Origin of the sequence: Ferrimonas marina (assembly GCF_900129905.1) — a bacterium.
Classification (GTDB): domain Bacteria; phylum Pseudomonadota; class Gammaproteobacteria; order Enterobacterales; family Shewanellaceae; genus Ferrimonas; species Ferrimonas marina.
In genome coordinates this window covers 457846-479455 of record NZ_FQXG01000001.1, presented here as the reverse complement: position 1 = coordinate 479455, position 21610 = coordinate 457846, and the positions used below count along the sequence as shown (strand labels likewise).

Annotated in this window: 15 protein-coding genes; 6 read left to right on the top strand and 9 right to left on the bottom strand. The window is 60.6% G+C overall.

Annotated features, from left to right (window positions below):
* The first annotated feature begins 21 nt into the window (after window positions 1–21).
* The 5 genes from BUC04_RS02185 to BUC04_RS02165 all read left to right on the top strand — a co-directional run bounded on the left by BUC04_RS02185 (window position 22) and on the right by BUC04_RS02165 (window position 7481).
* The gene (locus BUC04_RS02185; RefSeq protein ID WP_067654733.1) at window positions 22–246 is read left to right on the top strand and encodes a DUF2835 family protein; all 225 of its coding nucleotides are present in this window, start codon (window positions 22–24) and stop codon (window positions 244–246) included.
* A 296-nt stretch (window positions 247–542) separates the two neighbouring features.
* Window positions 543–2648 carry a DUF1302 domain-containing protein gene (locus BUC04_RS02180; protein ID WP_067654730.1) on the top strand — a complete coding sequence of 702 codons (2106 nt, stop codon included), beginning with the start codon at window positions 543–545 and terminating at the stop codon, window positions 2646–2648.
* A gap of 16 nt (window positions 2649–2664) precedes the next feature.
* Complete coding sequence (locus BUC04_RS02175; RefSeq protein ID WP_067654727.1) at window positions 2665–4026, top strand: DUF1329 domain-containing protein; 1362 nt, start codon at window positions 2665–2667, stop codon at window positions 4024–4026.
* A 50-nt stretch (window positions 4027–4076) separates the two neighbouring features.
* A complete protein-coding gene (locus BUC04_RS02170) occupies window positions 4077–5066 on the top strand; it encodes a WD40/YVTN/BNR-like repeat-containing protein (protein WP_067654724.1) in 990 nt (329 codons plus the stop codon).
* Window positions 5067–5078: 12 nt separating this feature from the next.
* Window positions 5079–7481, top strand: a complete 2403-nt coding sequence (locus BUC04_RS02165) for an efflux RND transporter permease subunit (protein ID WP_067654721.1) — start codon at window positions 5079–5081, stop codon at window positions 7479–7481.
* Window positions 7482–7543: 62 nt separating this feature from the next.
* Here the strand turns inward: BUC04_RS02165 and BUC04_RS02160 are convergent, their stop codons facing one another.
* The 9 genes from BUC04_RS02160 to BUC04_RS02120 form a co-directional block, all read right to left on the bottom strand.
* Entirely contained in the window at window positions 7544–7879 is a 336-nt protein-coding gene (locus BUC04_RS02160; RefSeq protein WP_067654718.1) for a helix-turn-helix domain-containing protein, read from the bottom strand.
* A gap of 128 nt (window positions 7880–8007) precedes the next feature.
* Entirely contained in the window at window positions 8008–8319 is a 312-nt protein-coding gene (locus tag BUC04_RS02155; RefSeq protein WP_067654715.1) for a helix-turn-helix domain-containing protein, read from the bottom strand.
* A gap of 78 nt (window positions 8320–8397) precedes the next feature.
* Window positions 8398–11436: an efflux RND transporter permease subunit gene (locus BUC04_RS02150; RefSeq protein WP_067654712.1), complete on the bottom strand. Its 3039-nt coding sequence runs from the start codon at window positions 11434–11436 to the stop codon at window positions 8398–8400.
* Window positions 11437–11511: 75 nt separating this feature from the next.
* Window positions 11512–12558, bottom strand: coding sequence for an efflux RND transporter periplasmic adaptor subunit (locus BUC04_RS02145; RefSeq protein ID WP_073325521.1), 1047 nt, complete (start codon window positions 12556–12558; stop codon window positions 11512–11514).
* A gap of 180 nt (window positions 12559–12738) precedes the next feature.
* Entirely contained in the window at window positions 12739–13962 is a 1224-nt protein-coding gene (locus BUC04_RS02140; protein ID WP_067654706.1) for a BamA/TamA family outer membrane protein, read from the bottom strand.
* A 143-nt stretch (window positions 13963–14105) separates the two neighbouring features.
* Entirely contained in the window at window positions 14106–15062 is a 957-nt protein-coding gene (locus tag BUC04_RS02135) for a DUF2860 family protein (protein ID WP_067654704.1), read from the bottom strand.
* Between the two features lie 194 nt (window positions 15063–15256).
* Entirely contained in the window at window positions 15257–15565 is a 309-nt protein-coding gene (locus BUC04_RS02130) for a hypothetical protein (protein ID WP_067654701.1), read from the bottom strand.
* Window positions 15562–15780, bottom strand: coding sequence for a hypothetical protein (locus BUC04_RS02125; RefSeq protein ID WP_067654699.1), 219 nt, complete (start codon window positions 15778–15780; stop codon window positions 15562–15564). The genes BUC04_RS02130 and BUC04_RS02125 overlap by 4 nt, the downstream gene beginning before the upstream one ends.
* A complete protein-coding gene (locus BUC04_RS02120) occupies window positions 15777–16055 on the bottom strand; it encodes a hypothetical protein (RefSeq protein ID WP_067654696.1) in 279 nt (92 codons plus the stop codon). The genes BUC04_RS02125 and BUC04_RS02120 overlap by 4 nt, the downstream gene beginning before the upstream one ends.
* Before the next feature lie 652 nt (window positions 16056–16707).
* Between BUC04_RS02120 and BUC04_RS02115 the strand changes: the two genes are divergently transcribed.
* Window positions 16708–21543, top strand: coding sequence for an NAD-glutamate dehydrogenase (locus BUC04_RS02115; protein ID WP_067654694.1), 4836 nt, complete (start codon window positions 16708–16710; stop codon window positions 21541–21543).
* Window positions 21544–21610: the final 67 nt, after the last annotated feature.

The window sequence follows — 21610 nt, the reverse complement described above, 5'->3', positions numbered from 1 at the left end:
GTCGCGCTCCCCCGTTTTCCGATGCAAGAGTACCGATTTCACCTCAGTATCCCCTGGCAAGCCATGGCCCGTTACTACCAGGGCCAGGCCGAGGTGGTGGTGTGCCAGGATACCCAGGGCCGGGTGATGCACATTCATCCACGCTACTTTCGACCCCACCTGACCCGCGACGGTGTCAATGGCTGGTTCCTGCTGCGCTTGAACTCACAGGGTCAGTTTGTCGAACTTCGCAAAGAGTCAGAATAGAGCATTAACTTCAAACGGATTTCGGTATTTTAACCAGGCCGTCAGTCGGTGTGAAAATCCAAAATCCTTTATTTTTCATAGAACTAATCCTCTTCTTCCGCTGTTAAACCGGCCCTTTACCTGCCCATTCAAATCCCCGACTTTAAATGGTCGTTTGAATTTCTCGCTAACTCCTTAAATTTAAGACCATTTCGCCCGTAAATAGGTTGATACTCGCAGGCGTATGGGATAACAATTGTGTAACCCCTGTGAAAAGGGGATGGAACAATCACAATAATTCAGGGAGAGAAGCGATAATGAGCGCATCCGCATCGTGCTTTCGCAGATCCGCATTGGCGGTCAGTGTAGCCGCCGTTCTGGCTGCACCCGTGCAGGCCGTGTCATTCAACTGGGGAGAGATTGAGGGGAGCTTTGACTCCACCTGGACCGTCGGCGCTGCCTGGCGTGTATCCGACCGCAACCTGGACAACATCGGTAAGAGCAACCGCTTCCAATGGCCTGAGTACGGTTTTGTTACCGGCGAAAATGGCCTGGTGGGCGGCTTTAATGACGGCGGCCTGGAAGGCAGCCAGATATTCGCCATGCCCGGGTCCTACTCCAACAACGGCGACCTGGCCAACATGCTCTACGACAAGGGTGATACCTTCTCGGAGATCTTCAAGGGCCTGCACGAGCTGGAACTGCTCTATAAGAACATGGGTGTGTTCGTTCGCGGCTTCTACTTCTACGATAACAAATTGGAAAACGGCAGCTTCAGCTACCGCAACCCGATGACCGGCGAAGAGTTTGATGTCTGCGCCGACAGCGAAGCGGCCAAGTACGCCTGCTCCGATATCCGTCTGCTGGACGCCTACTTCTTTGCCGACTGGGACTTGGGCAACATGCCGTTCTCCATCCGTGTCGGTGAGCAGGTGGTGAGCTGGGGTGAAAGCACCCTGATCAGCCACGGCATCAACAGCATCAACCCGGTGGATCTGGCTCGCTTGCAGGCGCCGGGTTCCGAGCTCAAGGAAGCCTTCATCCCGGTGGGGATGGTATGGGCCAGCCTGGGCATTACCGACAACATCGGTATTGAGGCCTACTACCAGTACCGCTGGGAGGAGACCCGTCTGCCGGTCACTGGCACCTACTTCTCCAGCAACGACTTTGCCGGCGCCGGTGGTTACGTCAACAACGCTCAGCTGGGCTTTACCGCCAACCCGGACATCACCCTCAATCACCTGCTCAACGAGTACAACAAGCTGGCGATGACCGCCGGTGCGGTCTCCGGCAGTGTTCCGCCGGAGCAGCTTGGCGCTGCGCTGGGTCAACTGGCGCCGCTGGCGCTGGCGTACCCCACCAAGACCACCCTGATCGATCACCAGGCTGAGCCGGACGACCAGGGCCAGTACGGTATCAAGCTGAGCTACTTTGCTCCGGCGCTGAACGACACCGAGTTTGGCCTGTACTACCTCAACTACCACTCAAAGCGTCCGTTCATCTCCGGTACCACCGCCAACTTCACCGCTGAAGCCATCGGTGCGGATCTGATGACCCTGGGGGCGATCGCCCAGGCCGGCGGCCAGGTGACCCGTAACGACCTGCTGGATCTGCAAAGCTTCTCCAAGGCGACGGTAGAGTACCCGGAAGACATCAAGCTCTATGGTGCCTCCTTCAACACCAACATCGGCACCACCTCGGTGGCCGGTGAGTTTGCCTTCCGCCAGGATGAGCCGCTGCAGATCGACGACGTGGAACTGCTGTTCGCCGCCATGCCGGAGCAGCTCTACAACGCCGATCCTGTCACCTACAGCGTGTTTGAGAACCTGTCCCAGTACACCCGACCCGACGGCTCCCGTCTGGGCCCGGGGGAGTACGCACCGGGATTCGTGCTGTCTGACACCAGCCAGGCCCAGGTGACCTTCACCCACATCTTCGGCCCGACCCTGGGCTCCGATAACCTGACCTTCCTGGCAGAGGTGGGGGGTGTCTGGATCCACGATATGCCGGATCAAGCCGTGCTGCGCCTCAATGGCCCGGGTACCGAGCGGGCAGGGCTGGAAGGCCGTGAAGACAGCGCCGGTGTGCTGCAGTTGCTGCACAACGGGCCAGAAGAGGATGCCTTCCCCACCGATAACGCCTGGGGTTACCGTCTGGTGGCCAAGGCGGATTACACCAACGCACTGTTTGGCTGGAACCTGTCGCCGCGGGTGGTGTTCTCCCACGACGTCAGCGGCACCACGCCGGATCCGCTGTTCCTGTTTGTTGAGGATCGTCAGTCTGCGGCGGTTACCCTGTCGGCGGATTACCTCAACACCTGGTCATGGGATCTGAGCTACAACGCCTTCTGGGGCGGCAAAGGCTCTACCAACTCCTTGGAAGACAAAGACTTTGTCTCCTTTAACGTTAAGTTCTCTATCTAAGCCGGAGTCGTACACAATGAAAACAAAGACCTTGATCGCAACGGCACTGACCCTGGCCTTATCGGCCGGCGCCTGGGCCAAAGTGAGTCCGGAAGAAGCAGCCCGACTGGGCCAGGATCTGACCCCCCTCGGCGCAGAGATGGCCGGCAATGCTGACGGCAGCATCCCGGCCTGGGATGGCGGCATCACCACACCGCCGGCGGGCTACAGCAAGGGCCAGTTCCATCCCAACCCCTATGCCGATGATCCTGTGCTGGCCACCGTCACCGGTGCCAACCTGTCTGAGCACGAAGCCTTCCTGACCCCCGGGGTCAAGGAGATGTTCGCCAGCTACCCGGACAGCTTCAAGATGAAGATCTACCCGACCCGTCGTAGCGCGGCCTACCCGCAGTTCTACTACGACGCCACCAAGCGCAATGCCACCAGCGCCGAGCTGGTGGATGGCGGTAACGGTCTTATTGGCGCCGCCCAGGGCGTCCCATTCCCGATCCCGGCCAATGGCCTGGAGGCGATCTGGAACCACATCCTGCGTTACCGCGGCAATAACGCTGAGATCCAGCGTAACCAGGCGGCCCCGACCCCGTCCGGCAAGTACACCCTGGTGGAGACCAACGAGCAGATCATGTTCCGTTACGGTACCCCGGAGGCCGATGCGGCGGTGCTGGCCAAAGAAAATCTGCTGTTCTACTTCAAGCAGGTGGTGACCGCGCCGTCTCGTCTGGCCGGTACCGCTCTGCTGGTGCATGAAACCATGGATCAGAGCAAGCAGCCCCGTCAGGCCTGGACCTACAACACCGGTCAGCGCCGGGTGCGTCGTGCCCCCAACGTGGCGTTCGACACCCCCGGCACCGCGTCCGATGGCATGCGTACCACCGATGATTTCGATCTCTACAACGGCTCTCCGGAGCGCTACGACTGGACCCTGGTGGGTAAGAAAGAGATCTACATCCCTTACAACGACTACGAGCTGCACAGCGATAAGCTGCAGTACGACGAGATCCTCAAGCCGGGCCACATCAACATGGACCTGGTTCGTTGGGAGAAGCACCGCGTATGGGTAGTGGAGGCCAAACTCAAGTCCGGCGTACGTCACCTGTACAAGACCCGAACCTTCTACCTGGACGAGGACAGCTGGCAGATCGCCCTGGTCGACCTGTACGACAACCGGGACGAGATGTACCGCGTCGGTATGGCTCACGCCATCAACTACTATGACATGCCGCTGGTGTGGACCACCCTCGAGGTGTTCTACGATCTAAACTCGCGTCGCTACATCGCGATGGGCTTGGATAACCAAGGTAAGGTCGCCAACTTCGACGCCGAGTTGAAGACCAGCGACTTCACCCCGCAAGCGCTGCGCCGGTCCGGTCGACGCTAAGTCATTGAGATAGAAAAAGGGCGCCCCAGGGCGCCCTGTTGGATTCTACTATGCGGTATCGATTGATTATTGGCCTGTTGGCCACCCTTCACAGCTCCGCGTTCGCGGAGCAGAGTTTTATTGCCGACAAGGCACTGGACGCCCCGGTGCTGGATTTGACCCAGCACAACGGCGCTGTTTTGGCGGTGGGCGACCGCGGTCATGTGCTGCGCGCCGAAGGCGACAGCTGGCGTCAGATGCAGGTGCCGTCCCGGGTGATGCTGACGGCGGTGACCGGCCACAATGGCGGTGTCTGGGCGGTGGGCCACGATGCCACCATCCTGACCAGCCATGACAATGGCGCCAGCTGGAGCCAGACCCTCTCCCTGCCTGAGCGGGACAAGCCCCTGCTGGATGTGATTGCCCTGAACGACAAACACCTGCTGGCGGTGGGCGCCTACGGCCTGATGTTCCGCAGCGAGGATGGCGGCCAGAGCTGGCAGGAGGAGTTCCATGATGAACTGCTGTTCCCGGAAGATCGGGACTACCTGCTGGAGCTGAAAGCGGAAGACGAGGCGCTTTACCTGGATGAGCGCAGTGCCATTCTGCCTCACTTCAACCGCATCACCCAGCTGGCCGACGGTCGCCTCTACATGGTGGGCGAGATGGGCTTTGTCGCCGTCTCTGAAGACCAGGGCCGACACTGGCAGGCACTGGAGCCGTTCTATTTCGGTTCACTGTACGATCTGATTGAGCTGTCCGATGGCAGTTTGCTGGCGATGGGGCTGCGTGGTCACCTGTTCCTCAGTGAGGATGGTAACCAATGGCAGGAGCTGGACTCACCGGTGGAGTCCACCATCAATGCCGGTACCCAACTGCAGGATGGCACCGTGGTGCTTACCGCCAATGGCGGTTACCTGCTGGTGAGTAAAGACAACGGCCGCAGCTTCGAAGCCGAGATCCTGGCCAAGGGTGTGGATCTGGTGACCCTGTCTGAAGGGCAGGGGGGCGGATTGACCCTGGCCACCAGCGAAGGGATCCAGCGGATCGCCTTGCCATAACAGGAACGCAGTATGTTAGAGAAATGGATTCAAGCTATTCAGGTGGCGCTGTTCCGCCACCGGCCCGTGGTGCTGGCGCTGTTTGCGCTGGCCACGGTGGCGCTGGGTTACAGTGCCACGTCGCTGCGGATGGACGCAGCCTTTACCAAGAACATTCCCCTCAACCACCCCTATATGCAGACCTACATGGAGCACCGCGAACAGTTCGGTGGCGCCAACAGCATCATGGTGGCGGTGCAGCACAAGAACGGCGACATCTTTGATCCCAAGTTCTTCGAGGTGCTGCGGCAGGTGCATGACCAGCTGTTCTTTATCCCTGGCGTAGATCGCACCCAGGTGAAATCGCTCTATTCTCCCTCCACCCGCTTTACCGAGGTGGTAGAGGATGGCTTCCGCGGTGGCCCGGTAATCCCGGCAGACTTCCGGGCCGATGCCCAGGGGTTAGCCCAGGTGCGGGCCAACGTAGAGAAGGCAGGCATCATTGGCCGGCTGGTCTCCGACGATTTCAACGCCGCCATGGTCACTGCGCAGCTGCTGGACTGGGTGCCGGTACCGGACGAGGAGCAGGTCGAAGGCGGCCCCACCACACGGCCGATGGACGTGCTGGGCTTCGCCAGTCAATTGGAGCAGGAGATCCGCACTCAATACCAGGATGAGGATATCCAGATCCACATCATCGGCTTTGCCAAAATGGCCGGCGATGTGGCCGACGGCGCCCGTGATGTGCTGCTGTTCTTCCTGGTGGCGATCGCCATCACTGCGGTGATGGTATACGCCTTCTGTCGCAGTGTATTGATGACCCTGCTGCCGCTGGCCTGCTCGCTGGTGGCGGTGGTGTGGCAACTGGGTGGCTTGACGGTGCTGGGCTTTGGCCTGGATCCCATGTCGATCCTGGTGCCGTTTTTGGTGTTTGCCATCGGCGTCAGCCACGGCGTGCAGATGATCAACGCCATCGGTCACAAGGTGGCGGAAGGAGTCAGTGCCAAGGTGGCAGCAGAGGCGGCATTCCGGGCCCTGTTGATCCCCGGTGGCGTGGCCTTGCTGTCCGATACCGTGGGCTTTATGACCCTGCTGGCCATCGACATCGGCATCATCCGTGAGCTGGCGATCACCGCCTCACTGGGTGTCGCGGTAATCATCCTCACCAACCTGGTACTGCTGCCGGTGCTGCTCTCCTACGCCCACTTTAGCGAGGGCTATCTGGACAAGCTGCGCAGCAGCCACGCCCGTACCATGCCGATCTGGCGCAAGGTCTCCGGCTTTGCCTCCGCCAAGACCGCCCGGGTGGTGCTGGCGGTGACCGCGGTGCTGTTTGTGTTGGGGGCGATGCAGGCCCAGACCATGAAGATCGGCGATCTGCACGCCGGTGCACCGTCGCTGAAAGAGAGCTCGGTCTACAACCAGGACACCTTTTTCATCACCGACAACTTCTCCATCACCACCGATGTGCTGACGGTGATCGTCGAGACCTTCCCGGAGGCCTGTACCTACCACCGGGTGATGGATCGGATTGACCAGTTCCAGTGGCGCATGACCAACGTGGCGGGGGTGCAATCCTCAGCCTCATTGAGCTCGGTGTCGAAGATGGTTAATGGCGGCTACAACGAGGGCAACCCCAAGTGGCGGGTGCTGCCCCGTACCACCGCCACCCTGGTGCAGGCCACCTCGCGGATCCCCACCTCGTCCGGCCTGCTCAACGGCAACTGTTCGGTGATGCCGGTGTACCTGTTCCTGCAGGATCACAAGGCGGAAACCCTGGATACCGTGGTCGCGGCGGTTAAGGCGGAAGCCGAGCGCTTTAACAACGACGACGTCACCTTCCGCCTGGCCTCGGGCCCGGCCGGCGTGATGGCCGCCACCAACGAAGCGGTGGCCGCAGCGCAGACGCCGATGATGCTCTATGTCTACGGCGCGGTGTTCCTGCTCTGTTTGATCAGCTTCCGCTCCCTGCGAGCCACCCTGGCGGTGATCCTGCCGCTGTACGTGGTATCGACCCTGGCCCAGGCGCTGATGACGCAACTGCAGATCGGCCTGACCGTGAGCACCTTACCGGTGATTGCGCTGGGGGTGGGGATCGGTGTCGACTACGGCATCTATATCCTCTCCACCATGTCGCCGCTGCTGCGTAAGGGGGTTCCGGTACAGGAGGCCTACCTGCAGGCGCTGTGCGAGCGGGGTAACGCGGTGATCTTCACCGGCATCACCCTGGCGGTGGGGGTTTCCACCTGGGTGTTCTCCAGCCTCAAGTTCCAGATGGACATGGGCGTGCTGCTGACCTTCATGTTCCTGGTGAACATGATCGCGGCGGTGGTAGTGCTACCGGCACTGGTCAACCTGTTCTGGTCACGGGCCAAGCAACAGCAAAGCCCGGAGCCCAAGGTCGACCTGCCATCGGGCACCGATAAGGCAGCCTAAGCAGACTAAAACGCAAAAAGCCCCGGGATACCGGGGCTTTTTCTTTGTGTCGCAACTCGCTATTAGCGGCGGGAAGACCAGGCCTCTTCCATCGACTCGCCCAGCTCAGCCAGCTTGTCCATGGCGTCCGGGGTGTCCACGGCCTTGGGGTGGGCCAGGTTAAAGTTGCCGATCTTAATGGCGTTGCGTACCGACCAGTTGGTGTTCATGCCGAGGATACGCAGAAAGCCCAGCGCCGGGCCGCGGGCGCGCATGGTGCCACGTTGCCAACGGCGCACGGTTTCCGGGGTGGTGCAGAGAAAGGCAGCGATCTGGGCGGTGTCCATGCCGGTGTTGTCCCGAATGTGCTTAAGGATCTGGGCTTCTTCGGTATCGGCGAACGCAGGGTTTCTGGCCATTGGGTTTCTCTCTTAGGTCTTTTAGGCGCAATTATACAACGTTACGCCCTTAAAATGTCAGCCCTTGATCACGTCCTGATGAGCCAAAGTGCGGTGACGGAGGCGGGATTGCTCTCCCTGTCAGTGGCTTACTGCTGTCGTTTTACCTTTGACAGGATCTCAATCACATTGGGATGATCGATCGCTTTGGGGTGGGCCAGGTTGAACTGGCCGATCAGCAGGGCATCACCGACGCCGCCGTCGCTGTTCATGCCAAGCACCCGCAACAGCCCCAGTGCGGGCCCGCGAGCGCGCATGGCGCCGCGCCGCCAACGCCGAACCGTTTCCGGCGTGGTGCAGACCAGCGCGGCGATCTGGGCGGTGGTCATGCCGGTGTCCTGTTGGATCTGCTTGAGGATCTGCGCCTCTTCTGTGGTGGCGTAGCGGTGCGTACGGGTCATCTTGGCCTCTTCATTACTCTCAACCTGTCAGACCAAGAGCCTGTCCAGGGGCGTGGCCACGGCCACGCCAAACTGTGCTTATGCCGGGTTCTTCACACGGAAGATCAGGCTGTAGTAAAGCGGGATCACCACCAGGGTCAGCACGGTGGCGACCAGCAGGCCCACCATGATCACCGCCGACATCGACTTGAAGAAGGCATCGCCTACCAGCGGTGCCACCCCCAGGATGGTGGTGGTGGCACCCAGTACCACCGGGCGGGCCCGGCTCAGGGCAGCACCGATAATGGCGTCATAGGGGGTGATGCCCGCTTTGACGTCCTGGTCGGCCTGGTCCACCAGCACAATGGCGTTTTTCACCATCATGCCCACCAGCGACAGGGTCCCCAGGGTGGCCATAAACTCGAACGGGGTCTGGAACAGCACCAGGCCGGCGGAAACCCCCACCAGGGCCAGCGGTACGGTCAGCCAGATCACCAGGGCCTGGCGGATCCCGTTGAACATAAAGACCACCGCCAGCACCATCGCCGCGAAGCCGTAGGGAGCACTGATGGCCAGACCTTCATTACCCTCCTTGGCATCCTTGTACTCGCCATGCCATTGCAGGCTGTAGCCGGCAGGCAGGGTCAGCTCGGACTCCAGCTGGGCACGGATAGACTCAAAGGCTTCAAAGGAGAGCACGCCGTTGGCGGGGTCTGCCTGGGCCTTGATGGTGGGAACCCGGTCAATACGCTTGATCAGACCATCCTCGAAAGTGACGTTGACCGACTCCACCAGCTGCGCCACCTGGACGTGGCTGCCCAGTGACGGGCTGAACACCTCGGTGTTTTCTACCGCACGCTGATGCTGACGCTCCGCCTCCGGGGCACGGGCCAGGATCGGGATCAGGTCATTGCCTTCCCGGTAGACCCCCACCTCACGACCATTAAGGGTCTGGGCGATGGCGGCGTTGATCTCCTGAGTGGTCAGGCCCAAACGTTGGGCCGACTGGGCATCGTAGACCGGGCGCAGGGTGGGTACCTGGTCACGCCAGTCGTCCTGCACTGCCATCAACATCGGGTTGCTGGCCATGATGCTCTTGGCCTGCTCTGACAGCTGGCGCAACACGGCGGCGTCTGGACCGGAGAAGGCAGCCTCGATCTTCTTACCCCCGCCGGGGCCCAACATAAACTTCCAGGCCATGATGGCGGCATCCGGGTAGCGGGCGGACAGCTGTTGATTCAGCTGCTCAATCAGCGGAGTGATGCGCTCAAACTCGTCTACGTCCACCAGCAGTTGGGCGTAGGCGGTGTTGGCCGGCTCCGGGCTGTAGATGAGCATAAAGCGCAGGCCACCGGCACCGATGAAGCTGGTCACTCCGCTGACCCCTTCTTCGGCCAACACGTCCTGCTCAATTTGGGCCACCAGCTCGGCGGTGCGCTGGAAGTCCGAACCCTGGGGCAGGTTGATGTCCACCACGAACTGGGGACGCTCAGACTCCGGCATAAAGCCCGGCGGAACGAACTGCAGTGACAGCACACCCAGTACCATCACGGTCAGGATGGTGGCCAGGGATTTCTTACGGTTGTGCAGGACCCAGACCAGGAACGCCTTGTAGGCATTGAGGATGCGGCTGGGCTTCTGGGCCTGGTCTGCCTTCACGGTCAGGAAGTCGTGGCACAGCAGCGGTACCACGGTGATAGCAAAGATCCAGGACAGCATCATGGAGTAGAGGATCACCCAGAACAGTGAGCCGGCGTATTCCCCCATGTTGGAGGGGGACAGGCCGATGGCGCTGAACGCCAGGATCCCCACTACGGTACCGCCCAGCAGCGGCCATTGGGTCGCCTTCACCACCTCACCGATCACCTGTTTGCGGTCGGCGCTTGGGTCCTTCTGCAGGCGGGTCAGTACCCCGTCGGTGACCACGATGGCGTTGTCCACCAGCATACCCAGGGCGATGATCAGCGCACCCAGCGAGATCCGCTGCATGGCGATGTCATCGATCAGCATCACGATCAGGGTGCCGGCCACGGTCAATACCAGCACGCCGCCGATGATGACACTGGAGCGCAAGCCCAGGAAGAAGAACAGCACGGTAAAGACGATCACCACGGCGGCGATCAGATTCAGCACAAAGGCATCCACCGCCTCGGCCACGCTAACCGATTGCAGCGAGATGGGGTTGAGGGTCATCCCCACGGGACGACGATCATCCAACTCGGCCAGGCGAGCCTGAACCGCGTCGCCCATCACCACTACGTTACCGCCAGAGACGTTGGAGATGCCCAGGCCGATGGCCGGCTGGCCATTGAAGCGCACCAGCTCGGTCATGTCGGCGTAGCCGCGGGTTACGGTGGCGATGTCACCGAGGCGAACGACGGAGTCGTTCAAGGCGATCTGCAGCTGCTTGAGGTCATCGAAGTCGCTGACACTGGCCACCGGAATGACGTTGACGTTCATGCTGCCGGTTTGCAGGGTGCCGGCCATGGTGACGCTGTTCTGCTTGGCCAGTACGTCGTACACCTGGTCCAGGGAGATCCCCAGTGCCTTGGCACGGGCGCTGTCGACCTCGACAAAGATCTGTTCCGCCTGCTCGGCCTGGGTAGCTACAGTGGCCACACCGGGTACCAGTGACAGCTCCCGTGCCAGCATGTCCACGTAGTCCTGGATCTGCTTGAAGCTGTAGCCCTCGCCAGTCACGGCGTAGTACATGGCGTAAACGTCACCAAAGTCGTCGTTGACGTAGGGCTGACCAGCACCGGGAGGCAGCGCCATGGCGGCGTCCGCTACCTTGCGGCGCAGCTTGTCCCAGACCTGCTGGATCTCCGCCTCACCGGAGGTGAAGGCACGGTCCATCTCGACGATCACCTCGGACACGCCGGGCTTGGAGGTGGAGGTGATCTCATGCACCTCCTGCATCCCCATCAGGGCACCCACAATGACGTCGGTGATCTCATTATCCACCTCCTGGGCGGTCGCCCCGGGATACTGGGTAGCGACCACCGCTTGGCGGATAACAAATTCCGGGTCTTCAAAGCGGCCCAGCTTTTCGTAGCTGATCCACCCGCCTAACAGGACTAGGAGCACCAGTACCCAGGTGGTGGTGCGCTTGGCAATGGCTGATTGTGCGATGTTCATTGGGTTGCCTCAGTGGGGTAATTCATTTTGGCGCCAAAAAACAACGCCATATCTGCAATCAGGTGAGCAGTGGATTCAGATCTGCTCGGTCGGTTGGATGGTCTGGCCTTCGGCCAGGGCGGAGACACCGGCGGTAACGACCCGCTCGCCGTTATCCAGCGGTGAAACCACCACCCGGTTGTGGCTGATCTCTCCCACCTGCACATTGCGCTGGTGAACGGTGTTGTCGCTGTCCACTACCCAGACAAAGTGACTGCCCAGGTTGTCCGGCACCAGCGCGGTCAGCGGCACGGTTACCGCCTTTTGCGAATCATCGGCAAAGGGGATCACCTTGGCCGCCATACCCGGCAGTACCACGGCATCGTCCAGGCCAGAGAAGCTGAAGATCACCTGGTAGGTGGGGCTGGCTTCGTTGGCGGTGGTGCTGTAGCTGGTCATCGCCACATCAAACTGGCGGCCGGGCAGGGCATTGATCTCCGCCACGCCGTTTACCTGGTAACCGCCGGCAGCCACGATCCGATCCGGTACGTCGATGGCCACCTCCAGTTGCTCCAGGTCGTGGATAACAAAGGCGGTCTGATTGGCGGGGACCTGGGTGTGGTTGTCCACCAGGCGATCGCCGATGATGCCGTCGAACGGGGCGGTCAGGGTGGTGTCCTTCACGGCACGCTGGGCTTCCATCACCCGCAGGCCAGCCAGCTCCAGCTTGGTGCTGATGGTTTCCAGGTCTGCCAGGGAGATGGCCTGGCTTTTCTCAAAGATGGCCAGGGCACGCTGATAATCCGCCCGGATACGGTTGAGTTCGGCCTGTGCCGAAGCCAGCGCCAGCTCTACCTCTTTGGCATCCAGCTGGGCCAGTACCTGGCCAGCGACCACACGATCGCCTTTGTCTACCTTGACGGCGATCAGGCGACCGCCGGTCTGAAACGCCAGGTCGGCACGGTGGGCGGCGCGTACGGCACCGTAGAACTGATGGCTGGCACTCACCTCGGCATTCACGGTCTCTACCAGGGCCGGGCGGATAGGGGCTTGGCTCTGGGTCAGTTGCGGTGCCTCGCTGCAGCCCATCAGCAGGGAGGGCAAGGTCAGGGCCAATGCACAGGTGACGGGAGTCAGTTTCATTTCAGCGTCTCTCTTGTTGGGTCTGGGTAAACCCAATCGGAGGCGACTGGGCTAAAGTTGTGGTGATAATACGGACGAATAGGAGTCTAAACAATACTAAAGGTTGATTTTTGGCTTCGTGTTTTGTGGTGTGTGATCTGGGTCACGCGGCGGCCCGGCTCAGGGTGCCCTTGGCTGGGATTAAAAAGCCTGGTTGACGGTGAAATGGAACAGGCTCTCCTCATCGCTAAAGCCAAAATCTGCCCGGGCCACCATCCTCTCGATAAAGAAACGCAGGCCGAATCCGGCACTCCACTCCATGTCACGGTGCAGTGCACTGAGGCTGAGCCGGTCCTCTGTCTTGCCCAACTCAGCAAACAGCGCGGCCTGCCACCAGGGAAAGTCGTAGCGGTTCAGCAGTGGGATCTGTTGTTGCGGTTGCCAATTAGGGATGACGCGATACTCCGCCGCGTAAAACAGCGCGCTGCGATTACTGAATCGATCATTGCCGTAGCCGCGAAGCCGCTCTGAACCGCCCAGCACCGATTGGGCGAACCAGTCGGGTTGGCTGGAGGGATCGGTGTTGTCCCAGGTGGGGATGTCGGACAGGTAGCCGGTCAATGCCAGGGTCTGCTGGCGGCTCCAGCCGCTGCTGCCCAGGTCAAGGTAGCGGCTGTGTTGAGCTTCCCAGCGGGTATAGGCGGCACGGTCGCTGCCGCCCCAGTCCCGCAAAACGGTGGCGTAGCTGTGCTGGCCAATGCTGGGGGTGGGCCAGAAATCACGGCTATCGAACTCCAACGTCGTGCTGACGCCGTAGGTTCGGCCCTCAATGTTGTCGCTCTCTACGGTGCGCAGATCCCGGGTTTGATAGAACGGCTCTATCTCAAACAGAACCCGGTTGATGGACTCAGAACCTACCGGTAAACCCTGCTCCAGCTTTACCCGGGAGGCCGCCGCAGTGTCTTCGTACAGGCGGTAGCGCAGGGTCAGAGCCAGGTCCCTCTGCAGGTAGGCCGCGTCTATGCCGGTAGTGGCAGGCGCAGCGGTTTGGGGATTGGCGCTGGGATCCAGGTAGAGGGTGCTGTCGGTGAATTCCGCCTGCAGGGCAGACAGGTCCATCGCCCAACGCTCGGTCAAAGCGTAGTTGTAGTAGCCCAGGAAGCTGATGTAGCTGTCATTGACCGAATAGGCACCGAACCCCACCAGTTGTGCGTGGGGCTGGCCGAGCCCGGTGACCGACGCCACCGCACCGCCGATAAGCCCGGTGCTGCTCATCGCCCCGACGATGGGGATCACCACGGTATCGAGCTCAGCTTCAACCGTCTCAGTCTGATAGATCTCAAACTCGGACGGCTCGGCCTGAACCCAGGGCGAAGCCAAGCCGCAGGCCAGGCAAAGTGACAATGACAGCGTGACGCGTTTCATGATCTGTTCCTATCTCGGGCCCGGGGTGCTGGCTCCTGCCGTCAACCGGAGGAGCTTTACTGCAGCGGTGGGGGAAGGAGCCCAACGGTCAATGCCGTGGGCTCAGATGGGGGTTGGCTTGGCCGGCTGCTACGTCAGCCGGGTCAGAAGCGGTAGCTCAAACCCAGCGAGGTCAGGTACTCCTCGTTCTCGTAGAAGCCGATGCTGGAGGTGTTGAACTGGACGCCGTTAAAGGACACCAGGCTCCAGTTCTGCCAACCCAGGAAGTTGGCCTGCTCGTAGGCCAGGAACAGGCGGTAACGGTCGTCGTTGCGTCGCGTATCGAAGATCGGGTTAATGGCATCGTACTCGCGATAGGCGTAGCTGCCGGTCAGTGCCAGGCTGTGACCATTGCTGTGGCGGAAGTAGGTCAGTTCCCCCTTGTACTGGTCAAAGCTGGCGGCGTCGCCCTCAGCGTCATGATGGGTATAGGCAAAGGCGGTGATCAGGCCCGAGGTGGCGCTGAACATCGACCGATAGCTGCCTTTGAGGTAGTAGGTGTCCGCATCCCGGTGCAGGCTCTGCGGCTCGATCCCTTCGTTGTCCACCTCCATGGTGGCAAAGCCCATGTCCAGGGAGAAGCCGGAGTTCATCAGGTTGTTGACCTTGAACCGGTAGGCCATCCCCTCGACGTCTTCCTTGCGACGACGATTGTCGGTGTCATAGGGGTTGGCCCAGACCTCACCGCGCACCACGGTGGGCAGGATGGCAAAGTCCAACTGGGTACCGTTGGCGAAGTCATACTGGTAGCCCACCTCAAAGGCCAGATCGCCCACCGCCAGGTCATCCCGGGAGGTACCCAGGTAGAGGCGCTGGTTACGCTGGTCGTTCAGCTCGTAGTTGAGGCTGCCCAGCGGCATGACGATAAAATCGTTAGTGTGGCTGCCCTTGCCATCGAGATCCGTCAGATGGCGGTCCCCTTCGGTGCTCAGGTTAGAGTTGGTGGACAGGTAGCCGGTGGCCAGGATCAGTTCGCCATGCCAGCGGGAATCGTTGCTGGCCAGTGCCGGTACAGACAGGGTGGATACCATGGCCAGGGTCATAACAGCGTTCAGTTTCATCGGTCGTTCTCTCAAATTTTGCGCGCAGCAATCCCGGCCTGCCCATCAGGGGCAAGCGCTGCCGTGCGGTTTCAATGGGTGCGCCCTGACGTCAGGCGCCTAAGGGTTTAAGGGGTCGCTTCCAACCTGTCTGTTACTTCGAGGCCACGTTGGTGTGTCTGACCCAGTTGCGTAATGTGTTAGCTGTCGTTGCGCTATCGCTTGGGTTGTACCGCCTTTGGCGGAGCCAGTAAGGGCGTCTCTTGCAATGACGTTTGGGCCTGGCCCGTTTCTGATGGCTCCCACCAGATAAGTTCCTCGTCCATGCTGTACTCCTGCTCGCCCACCGCCAGCCACTCGGTCAGCAAGCGTTGGGCGTGGCTCGCAAGGGTCAGTGCCTGAAAGACGCTGGACTCCCGGGCATTGCCCTCCAGCCCATGGCTAACCACCAGATGGTTGTTGGCTTTTCTCAGCGCCTTCAGTGCCTGTTGCAGGCGGCAATCCTCTCTGACGATGGTGGTCACCGTGTGATCCCCCGGTACTCCTGGTATCGAGACTGTCCCTCTAACGCGCCGTAAACGGAGATAAACTCCTCCTGGGTGCTGATCGGCGGTACCGTCTCAAGTCCTTTAATCACCCCCTGTTTCATCGCCAGGGTGATGCCGGCACAGACCAGGCAGGCCAGTAGCAGGGTCAGGTTGGCCCAGGTTGGCGCCGGCGGTTTGTCTGCACGCTTCATGCCACGCACTCCTCTTGTTGGCAGTCACATCCCACGCTGCCCTTACCACTTTTGAGCTGGCGGAACGCCACCTGTCCCTCTTGCTGACAGTGTCGGCACTGAACCCGGATAGATTTCACTCCCGGGCTCAGCAAGGCTGAGCGAGAGGGGCCCAGTTGCGGATGAGTCGCCAACTGGCTAGCCAGCGTCTGCAACTGACGAAACTGCAGGCTTCGTTTACGGCTGGGCAGGAAGGGGATCTGGATCCCGGTCTGGTCACAGGTGAAGATGGGCATGCTGTGCGCTCCTCTGACGGTTCGAACTCAGGCTTTCAGGCAGACAGAAAGATGAAAAACAGCACCAGAACCAGACCTAGCAGCAGGTCCTGAACCGGCGGGGTGCGCTTGTTGGATTCGTTGTCTTTGCTGCTCATGGCGTTCTCCTGGTTCCTGGTGCCACTCGGCGTGGCGTCCGTTTGTATTGATCTTCAGGCTTACCAATAAGACGAATGGGGGTCTAAAAGCGGCGTGAAGTCATTCGATGGCGTGAATGTTGTGCTTTAAAGCTTCTAAAGGCAACGAATAGGTGTATTGGGCTGGTTGTTTTGTGATCGGGATCGAGAAAAGGAGCGATAAAGTGGGGGTGGCAGGGCTTCGCCGACGGTAAGTCGGTGTAGCGAAGCCCGGGGGGCGGCTGGTTGTGGAACTGCTCTGAACAGTCAATAAGAGGCTGCATAGTCAGCCCCTAAAGGGCCGGCAAACTGCATAGTCACACACCCCATGCGCTTGTTTTTTCAACACACTAAAATGCTGACACAACAAGGTATTTACAGTGGTGTGTTTTGGCTCACATAGAGAGAAAAAGGGTGATACACTTCGCAGCGCAGGTTCGGTGTCCCACCGATAGCGACAATAAAAATGAATAAGCCCGTGCGAAGGAATTCCCCCTATGGCGACAGCACAATCCACCCCCTCAGTCCTGCTTGAAAACGTTGTGGCCTTGATCCACAAGAAGAACTCAGAGCAGGAAGCACCCTTGCTGGAGCGTTTTGCCCGTATCTTTCTCGGCACGCTCTCGAAAGAGGAGCTGAACCAACGCAAGGATGCCGAACTTTACGGCGCCACCCTGAGCCTTTGGCACAGCATGCAGAACACCTCGGCCAACCAGAGCATCAACAAGGTGTTCAACCCGGCCCAGAGCACCCACGGTTGGTCCTCCCCCCATACCATCATCGAGATGGTGCAACCGGATATCCCATTCCTGGTGACCTCGGTCTCCATGGCACTGAACCGCTACGGCATTGAGAGCCATCTGATGATCCACACCCCGGTGGCGATCGCCCGGGATGAGTCCGGCAAGATCATCGAGGTGCGGGCGGTGATGGACGCCGAGCCTGACGACGAGCGTCTGTCGGTATTCCTGGTGGAGATCGACAACCAGGAGCGTGAAGTGCGCCGCAAGGCTCTCTCCAAGGAGCTGGGCTCGGTACTGGAGGACGTGCGTGCCTCGGTCAAGGATTGGCGCACCATGCAGAAGCAGCTGGCCACGGTGATCAAAGAGGTGGAGCAGGGGCCCAAGGTCGGCCATGACGCCGATCGCGAGGAAAGCCTGGCGTTTCTGAATTTTATCTCCGATCACCATTTCACCTTCCTGGGTTACCGCTACTACAACCTGGAGAAGGTGGAGGGCGACATGGCGCTGGAGCCGGTGGCGGAAACCAGCCTGGGCACCCTGGCCATTCGTCCCAGCCAGCACCAACGTATGCTGCTGTCGCAGCTGCCGGAAGCGGCGCGCAAACACGCGCTGGGTCCGGATTACCTGATCCTGACCAAGACCAATGCCAAGAGCCGGGTACACCGGCCCGCCTACATCGACTATATCGGTGTGAAGCGATTCAATGACCAGGGCCAGGTGGTGGGCGAGCACCGCTTTATTGGCCTGTACGCCTCCACCATGTATAACCAGAGCCCCAGCCAGATCCCCCGCATCCGTCAGAAGCTGCAGCGGGTGATGGAGCTCAGCGGCTTGCCGCCGCGCAGCCATGATCACAAGGCACTGCTGCACATCCTTGAGACCTTCCCCCGGGATGAACTGGTGCAAGCCACCGAGAAGCAGCTGCACGACGCCACCATGGGGATCCTGCACATGCAGGACCGGGACCGGGTCAAGCTGTTCCTGCGTCGCGACCTGTTTGGCCGCTTCGTCTCCGCCCTGGTTTACACCACCAAAGACCGCTACAACACCCACCTGCGGGTACGCACCCAAGCGTTGCTGGCGGACTATTTCCAAACCAAGGATCCGGTGGAGTTCACCACCTATTTCTCTGAGTCCACCCTGGCTCGGACCCACTATCTGGTCAAGGTTGAAGACAACGAGATGGAGATCGATCGCACCGAGCTGGAAACCAACCTGGTGGAACTGGCAAAAACCTGGGAAGACAAACTGGATGCGGCGCTGCTGGAGTGTCACGGCGAGGCCCGTGGCAAGGCGCTGTACCGTCGCTTTGTTGAAGCCTTCCCGCGCAGCTACAAAGAGGACGTGCTGCCCAACTCCGCGCTGGAAGATATCGACCAGATGCTGGCGCTGGATGACAGCCACAGCCTGGGGATGCAGTTCTACCAGCCCCAGGAGCTGGGCCACCCCAACCAGGTCAATCTCAAGCTCTACCACAAGCATGAGCCGATCCCGCTGTCCGACATCCTACCGATGCTGGAAAACTTCGGCCTGCGGGTGATCGGTGAACGCCCCTATAAGCTGGTCTCCGCCGATGGGGTGGAGTTCTGGATCCTCGATTTCGTTATGACCCTGAGCGGTCAGAGCGACGAGCCGATCTCCGCCTACCAGAAGCGCTTTGAGGAGGCCCTGGCCACCACCTGGCGCGGCCAGTTCGAAGACGATGCCTTCAACCACCTGGTGCTGTCCGCCGGCCTGACCGGGCTGGAGGTCACGGTACTGCGCGCCTACGCCAAGTACATGCGCCAGATCGGCACCACCTTCTCCGAGCAGTACATCGCCGATACCCTGGACCGCTACCCGGAGATCACCCAGCTGCTGATGGAGGCGTTCCGACTGCGCTTTGGACCAAAGAGCCGTAAGAGCGCCGACAAGATCCAGGACAAGGTGATCACCCTGCTCGATGAGGTGGCCAACCTGGATGACGACCGTATTATCCGTCGCTACCTGGAGCTGATCTTCGCCACCCTGCGGACCAACTTCTACCAGATGGACGCACAGGGGGCACCCAAGCCCTACCTCTCCTTTAAGTTCGAGCCTGAGCTGATCCCCGAGTTTCCCAAGCCGGTGCCGAAGAACGAGATCTTCGTTTATTCCGCGCGGGTGGAGGGCGTTCACCTGCGCGGTGGCAAGGTGGCCCGGGGTGGCCTGCGCTGGTCCGATCGTCGGGAGGATTTCCGTACCGAGGTGCTGGGCCTGGTTAAAGCCCAGCAGGTGAAAAACACGGTGATCGTGCCCAGTGGCGCCAAGGGTGGCTTTGTCTGTAAACAACTGCCGGCGGACCGCGAAGGGATGCTGGCGGAAGGGCAGGAGTGCTACCGCACCTTTATCCGCGGCCTGCTGGATCTGACCGACAACATCGTCCAGGGAGAGGTAACCCCGCCCCAGGGCGTCACCTGCCTGGATGAGCCGGATCCCTACCTGGTGGTGGCGGCGGACAAGGGCACCGCCACCTTCTCCGACATCGCCAACGCCATCTCCGAGGAGTACGACTTCTGGCTCGGCGATGCCTTTGCCTCCGGTGGTCAGTACGGCTATGACCATAAGAAGATGGGGATCACCGCCCGCGGTGCCTGGGAATCGGTCAAGCGCCACTTCCGTGAACTCGGCGTCGATTGCCAGACCACCGACTTCACCGTGCTGGCGGTGGGGGACATGGGCGGCGACGTGTTTGGTAATGGCATGCTGCTCAGTCGTCATATCTGCCTGCAGGCGGCGTTTAACCACATGCACATCTTCATCGATCCCAACCCGGATGCGGCCAGCAGCTATGTGGAGCGGGAGCGCCTGTTCCAGCTGCCACGCTCCAGCTGGGAAGATTACGACACCAGCCTGATCTCCGAAGGGGGCGGCGTGTTCCTGCGCAGCGCCAAGTCGATCAAGCTGACCAGCCAGATGAAGAGCATGCTGGGCACCAAGCGGACCCAGATGACCCCCAACGAGCTGATCAACGCACTGCTGAAGATGGAGGTCGACCTGCTGTGGAACGGCGGCATCGGCACCTACGTCAAGGGCGAGTCGGAGACCCATGTGGATGTGGGCGACCGTGCCAACGACGCGGTGCGCATCGACGGTGCTGAGCTCAAGGCCAAGGTGGTGGGCGAGGGCGGTAACCTGGGTCTGACCCAGCTCGGTCGCATCGAATACGCCCAGACCGGCGGTCGCATCAATACCGACTTCGTCGACAACGTCGGCGGGGTGGATTGCTCTGACAACGAGGTCAACATCAAGATCCTGCTCAACCGCCTGGTGGCGGAGGGCGAGCTGACCATCAAGCAGCGCAACGCCCTGCTGGTGGAGATGACCGACGAGGTGACCGAGATTGTGCTGGAGGACTGCCGTAACCAGACTCTCTCCATCTCCGTCACCGAGACCCGCAATGGCGATCAGCTCAAGGAGCAGATCCGCTTTATCCACCACCTGGAGAAAGAGGGCAAGCTGGATCGTCCGCTGGAGTTCCTGCCCAGCGACGATGAGATGTCCGAGCGGATGGCCGCCGGCCAGGGTCTGACCCGTCCGGAGCTGTCGGTACTGGTGGCCTACGCCAAGATGGTGCTCAAGGAGCAGCTGCTGGATCCGGCCATCACCGACAATCCCTTCTTTGCCCAGAGCCTGGTGGGCTACTTCCCCCAACGTCTGCAGGAGCGGTTCAGCGACTGGATGCCGCAACACCCGCTGCGGGGCGAGATCATCGCCACCGATCTGGCCAACGGCATCATCAACGACATGGGACTCAACTTTATCCAGCGTATGCGGGATGAGACCGGTGCCTCAGTCTCTGAGGTTGCCATCGGTTACACTACCGCCGCCCAAATTTTCGGTTTGGAATCAGTTAAGTCTGAAATCATTGCCCTGGACGGCAAGGTCAGTAGCCAGTGTCAGTACGAGATGCTGTACGAGCTGCAGCGCACCGTGCGTCGGGCGACCCGTTGGTTCCTGCGCCATCGCAGCGGCCAGCTGGAGATCGCCAGCCTGGTGGAGGGCTTTGCCCCGGTTCTGGCGCAGCTGCAGAGCCAGTTCGAACAGTTGCTCTCCGCCGAGGAGAACCAACAGCTTGGTGCTGATGCTCAGCAGTGGCAGGAGCAGGGGGTCCCGGATTCCCTGGCCCAGCACATTGCCCGCCTGAGCACCCTGTTCTCTGCGCTGGATGTGGCAGAGATCGCCGAGAGCCAGGATCACGGCGTACCGCTGGTGGCACAGACCTACTTCCGGCTTGGGGCCCGCATCGAGTTGCACTGGTTCCTCGACCAGATCAACCGCCAGGTGGTCTCCAACCACTGGCAGGCGATGGCACGAGCGGCCTTCCGTGAGGAGCTGGACTGGTTGCAGCGCCGGCTGACCATGGTAGTCTTGCGCAACTGCCAGAGTGAATGCGATGCCGATTCCATTATCGAACAATGGGTCAACGAGAACGAAGCCACCTTGGATCGTTGGTTGCACATGATGGCGGAGTTCCGCACCTCCAAGAGTCACGAGTTCGCCAAGTTCTCTGTGGCCCTGCGGGAGCTGAACCTGCTGATCATGCGTTGTGACACGGCCACCGAGTCGTAACCTCAGCGCCAACGTCGAAAGCGTGCGAAGCCTCGGTCCCCACCGAGGCTTTTTTTAGAACAGGAGA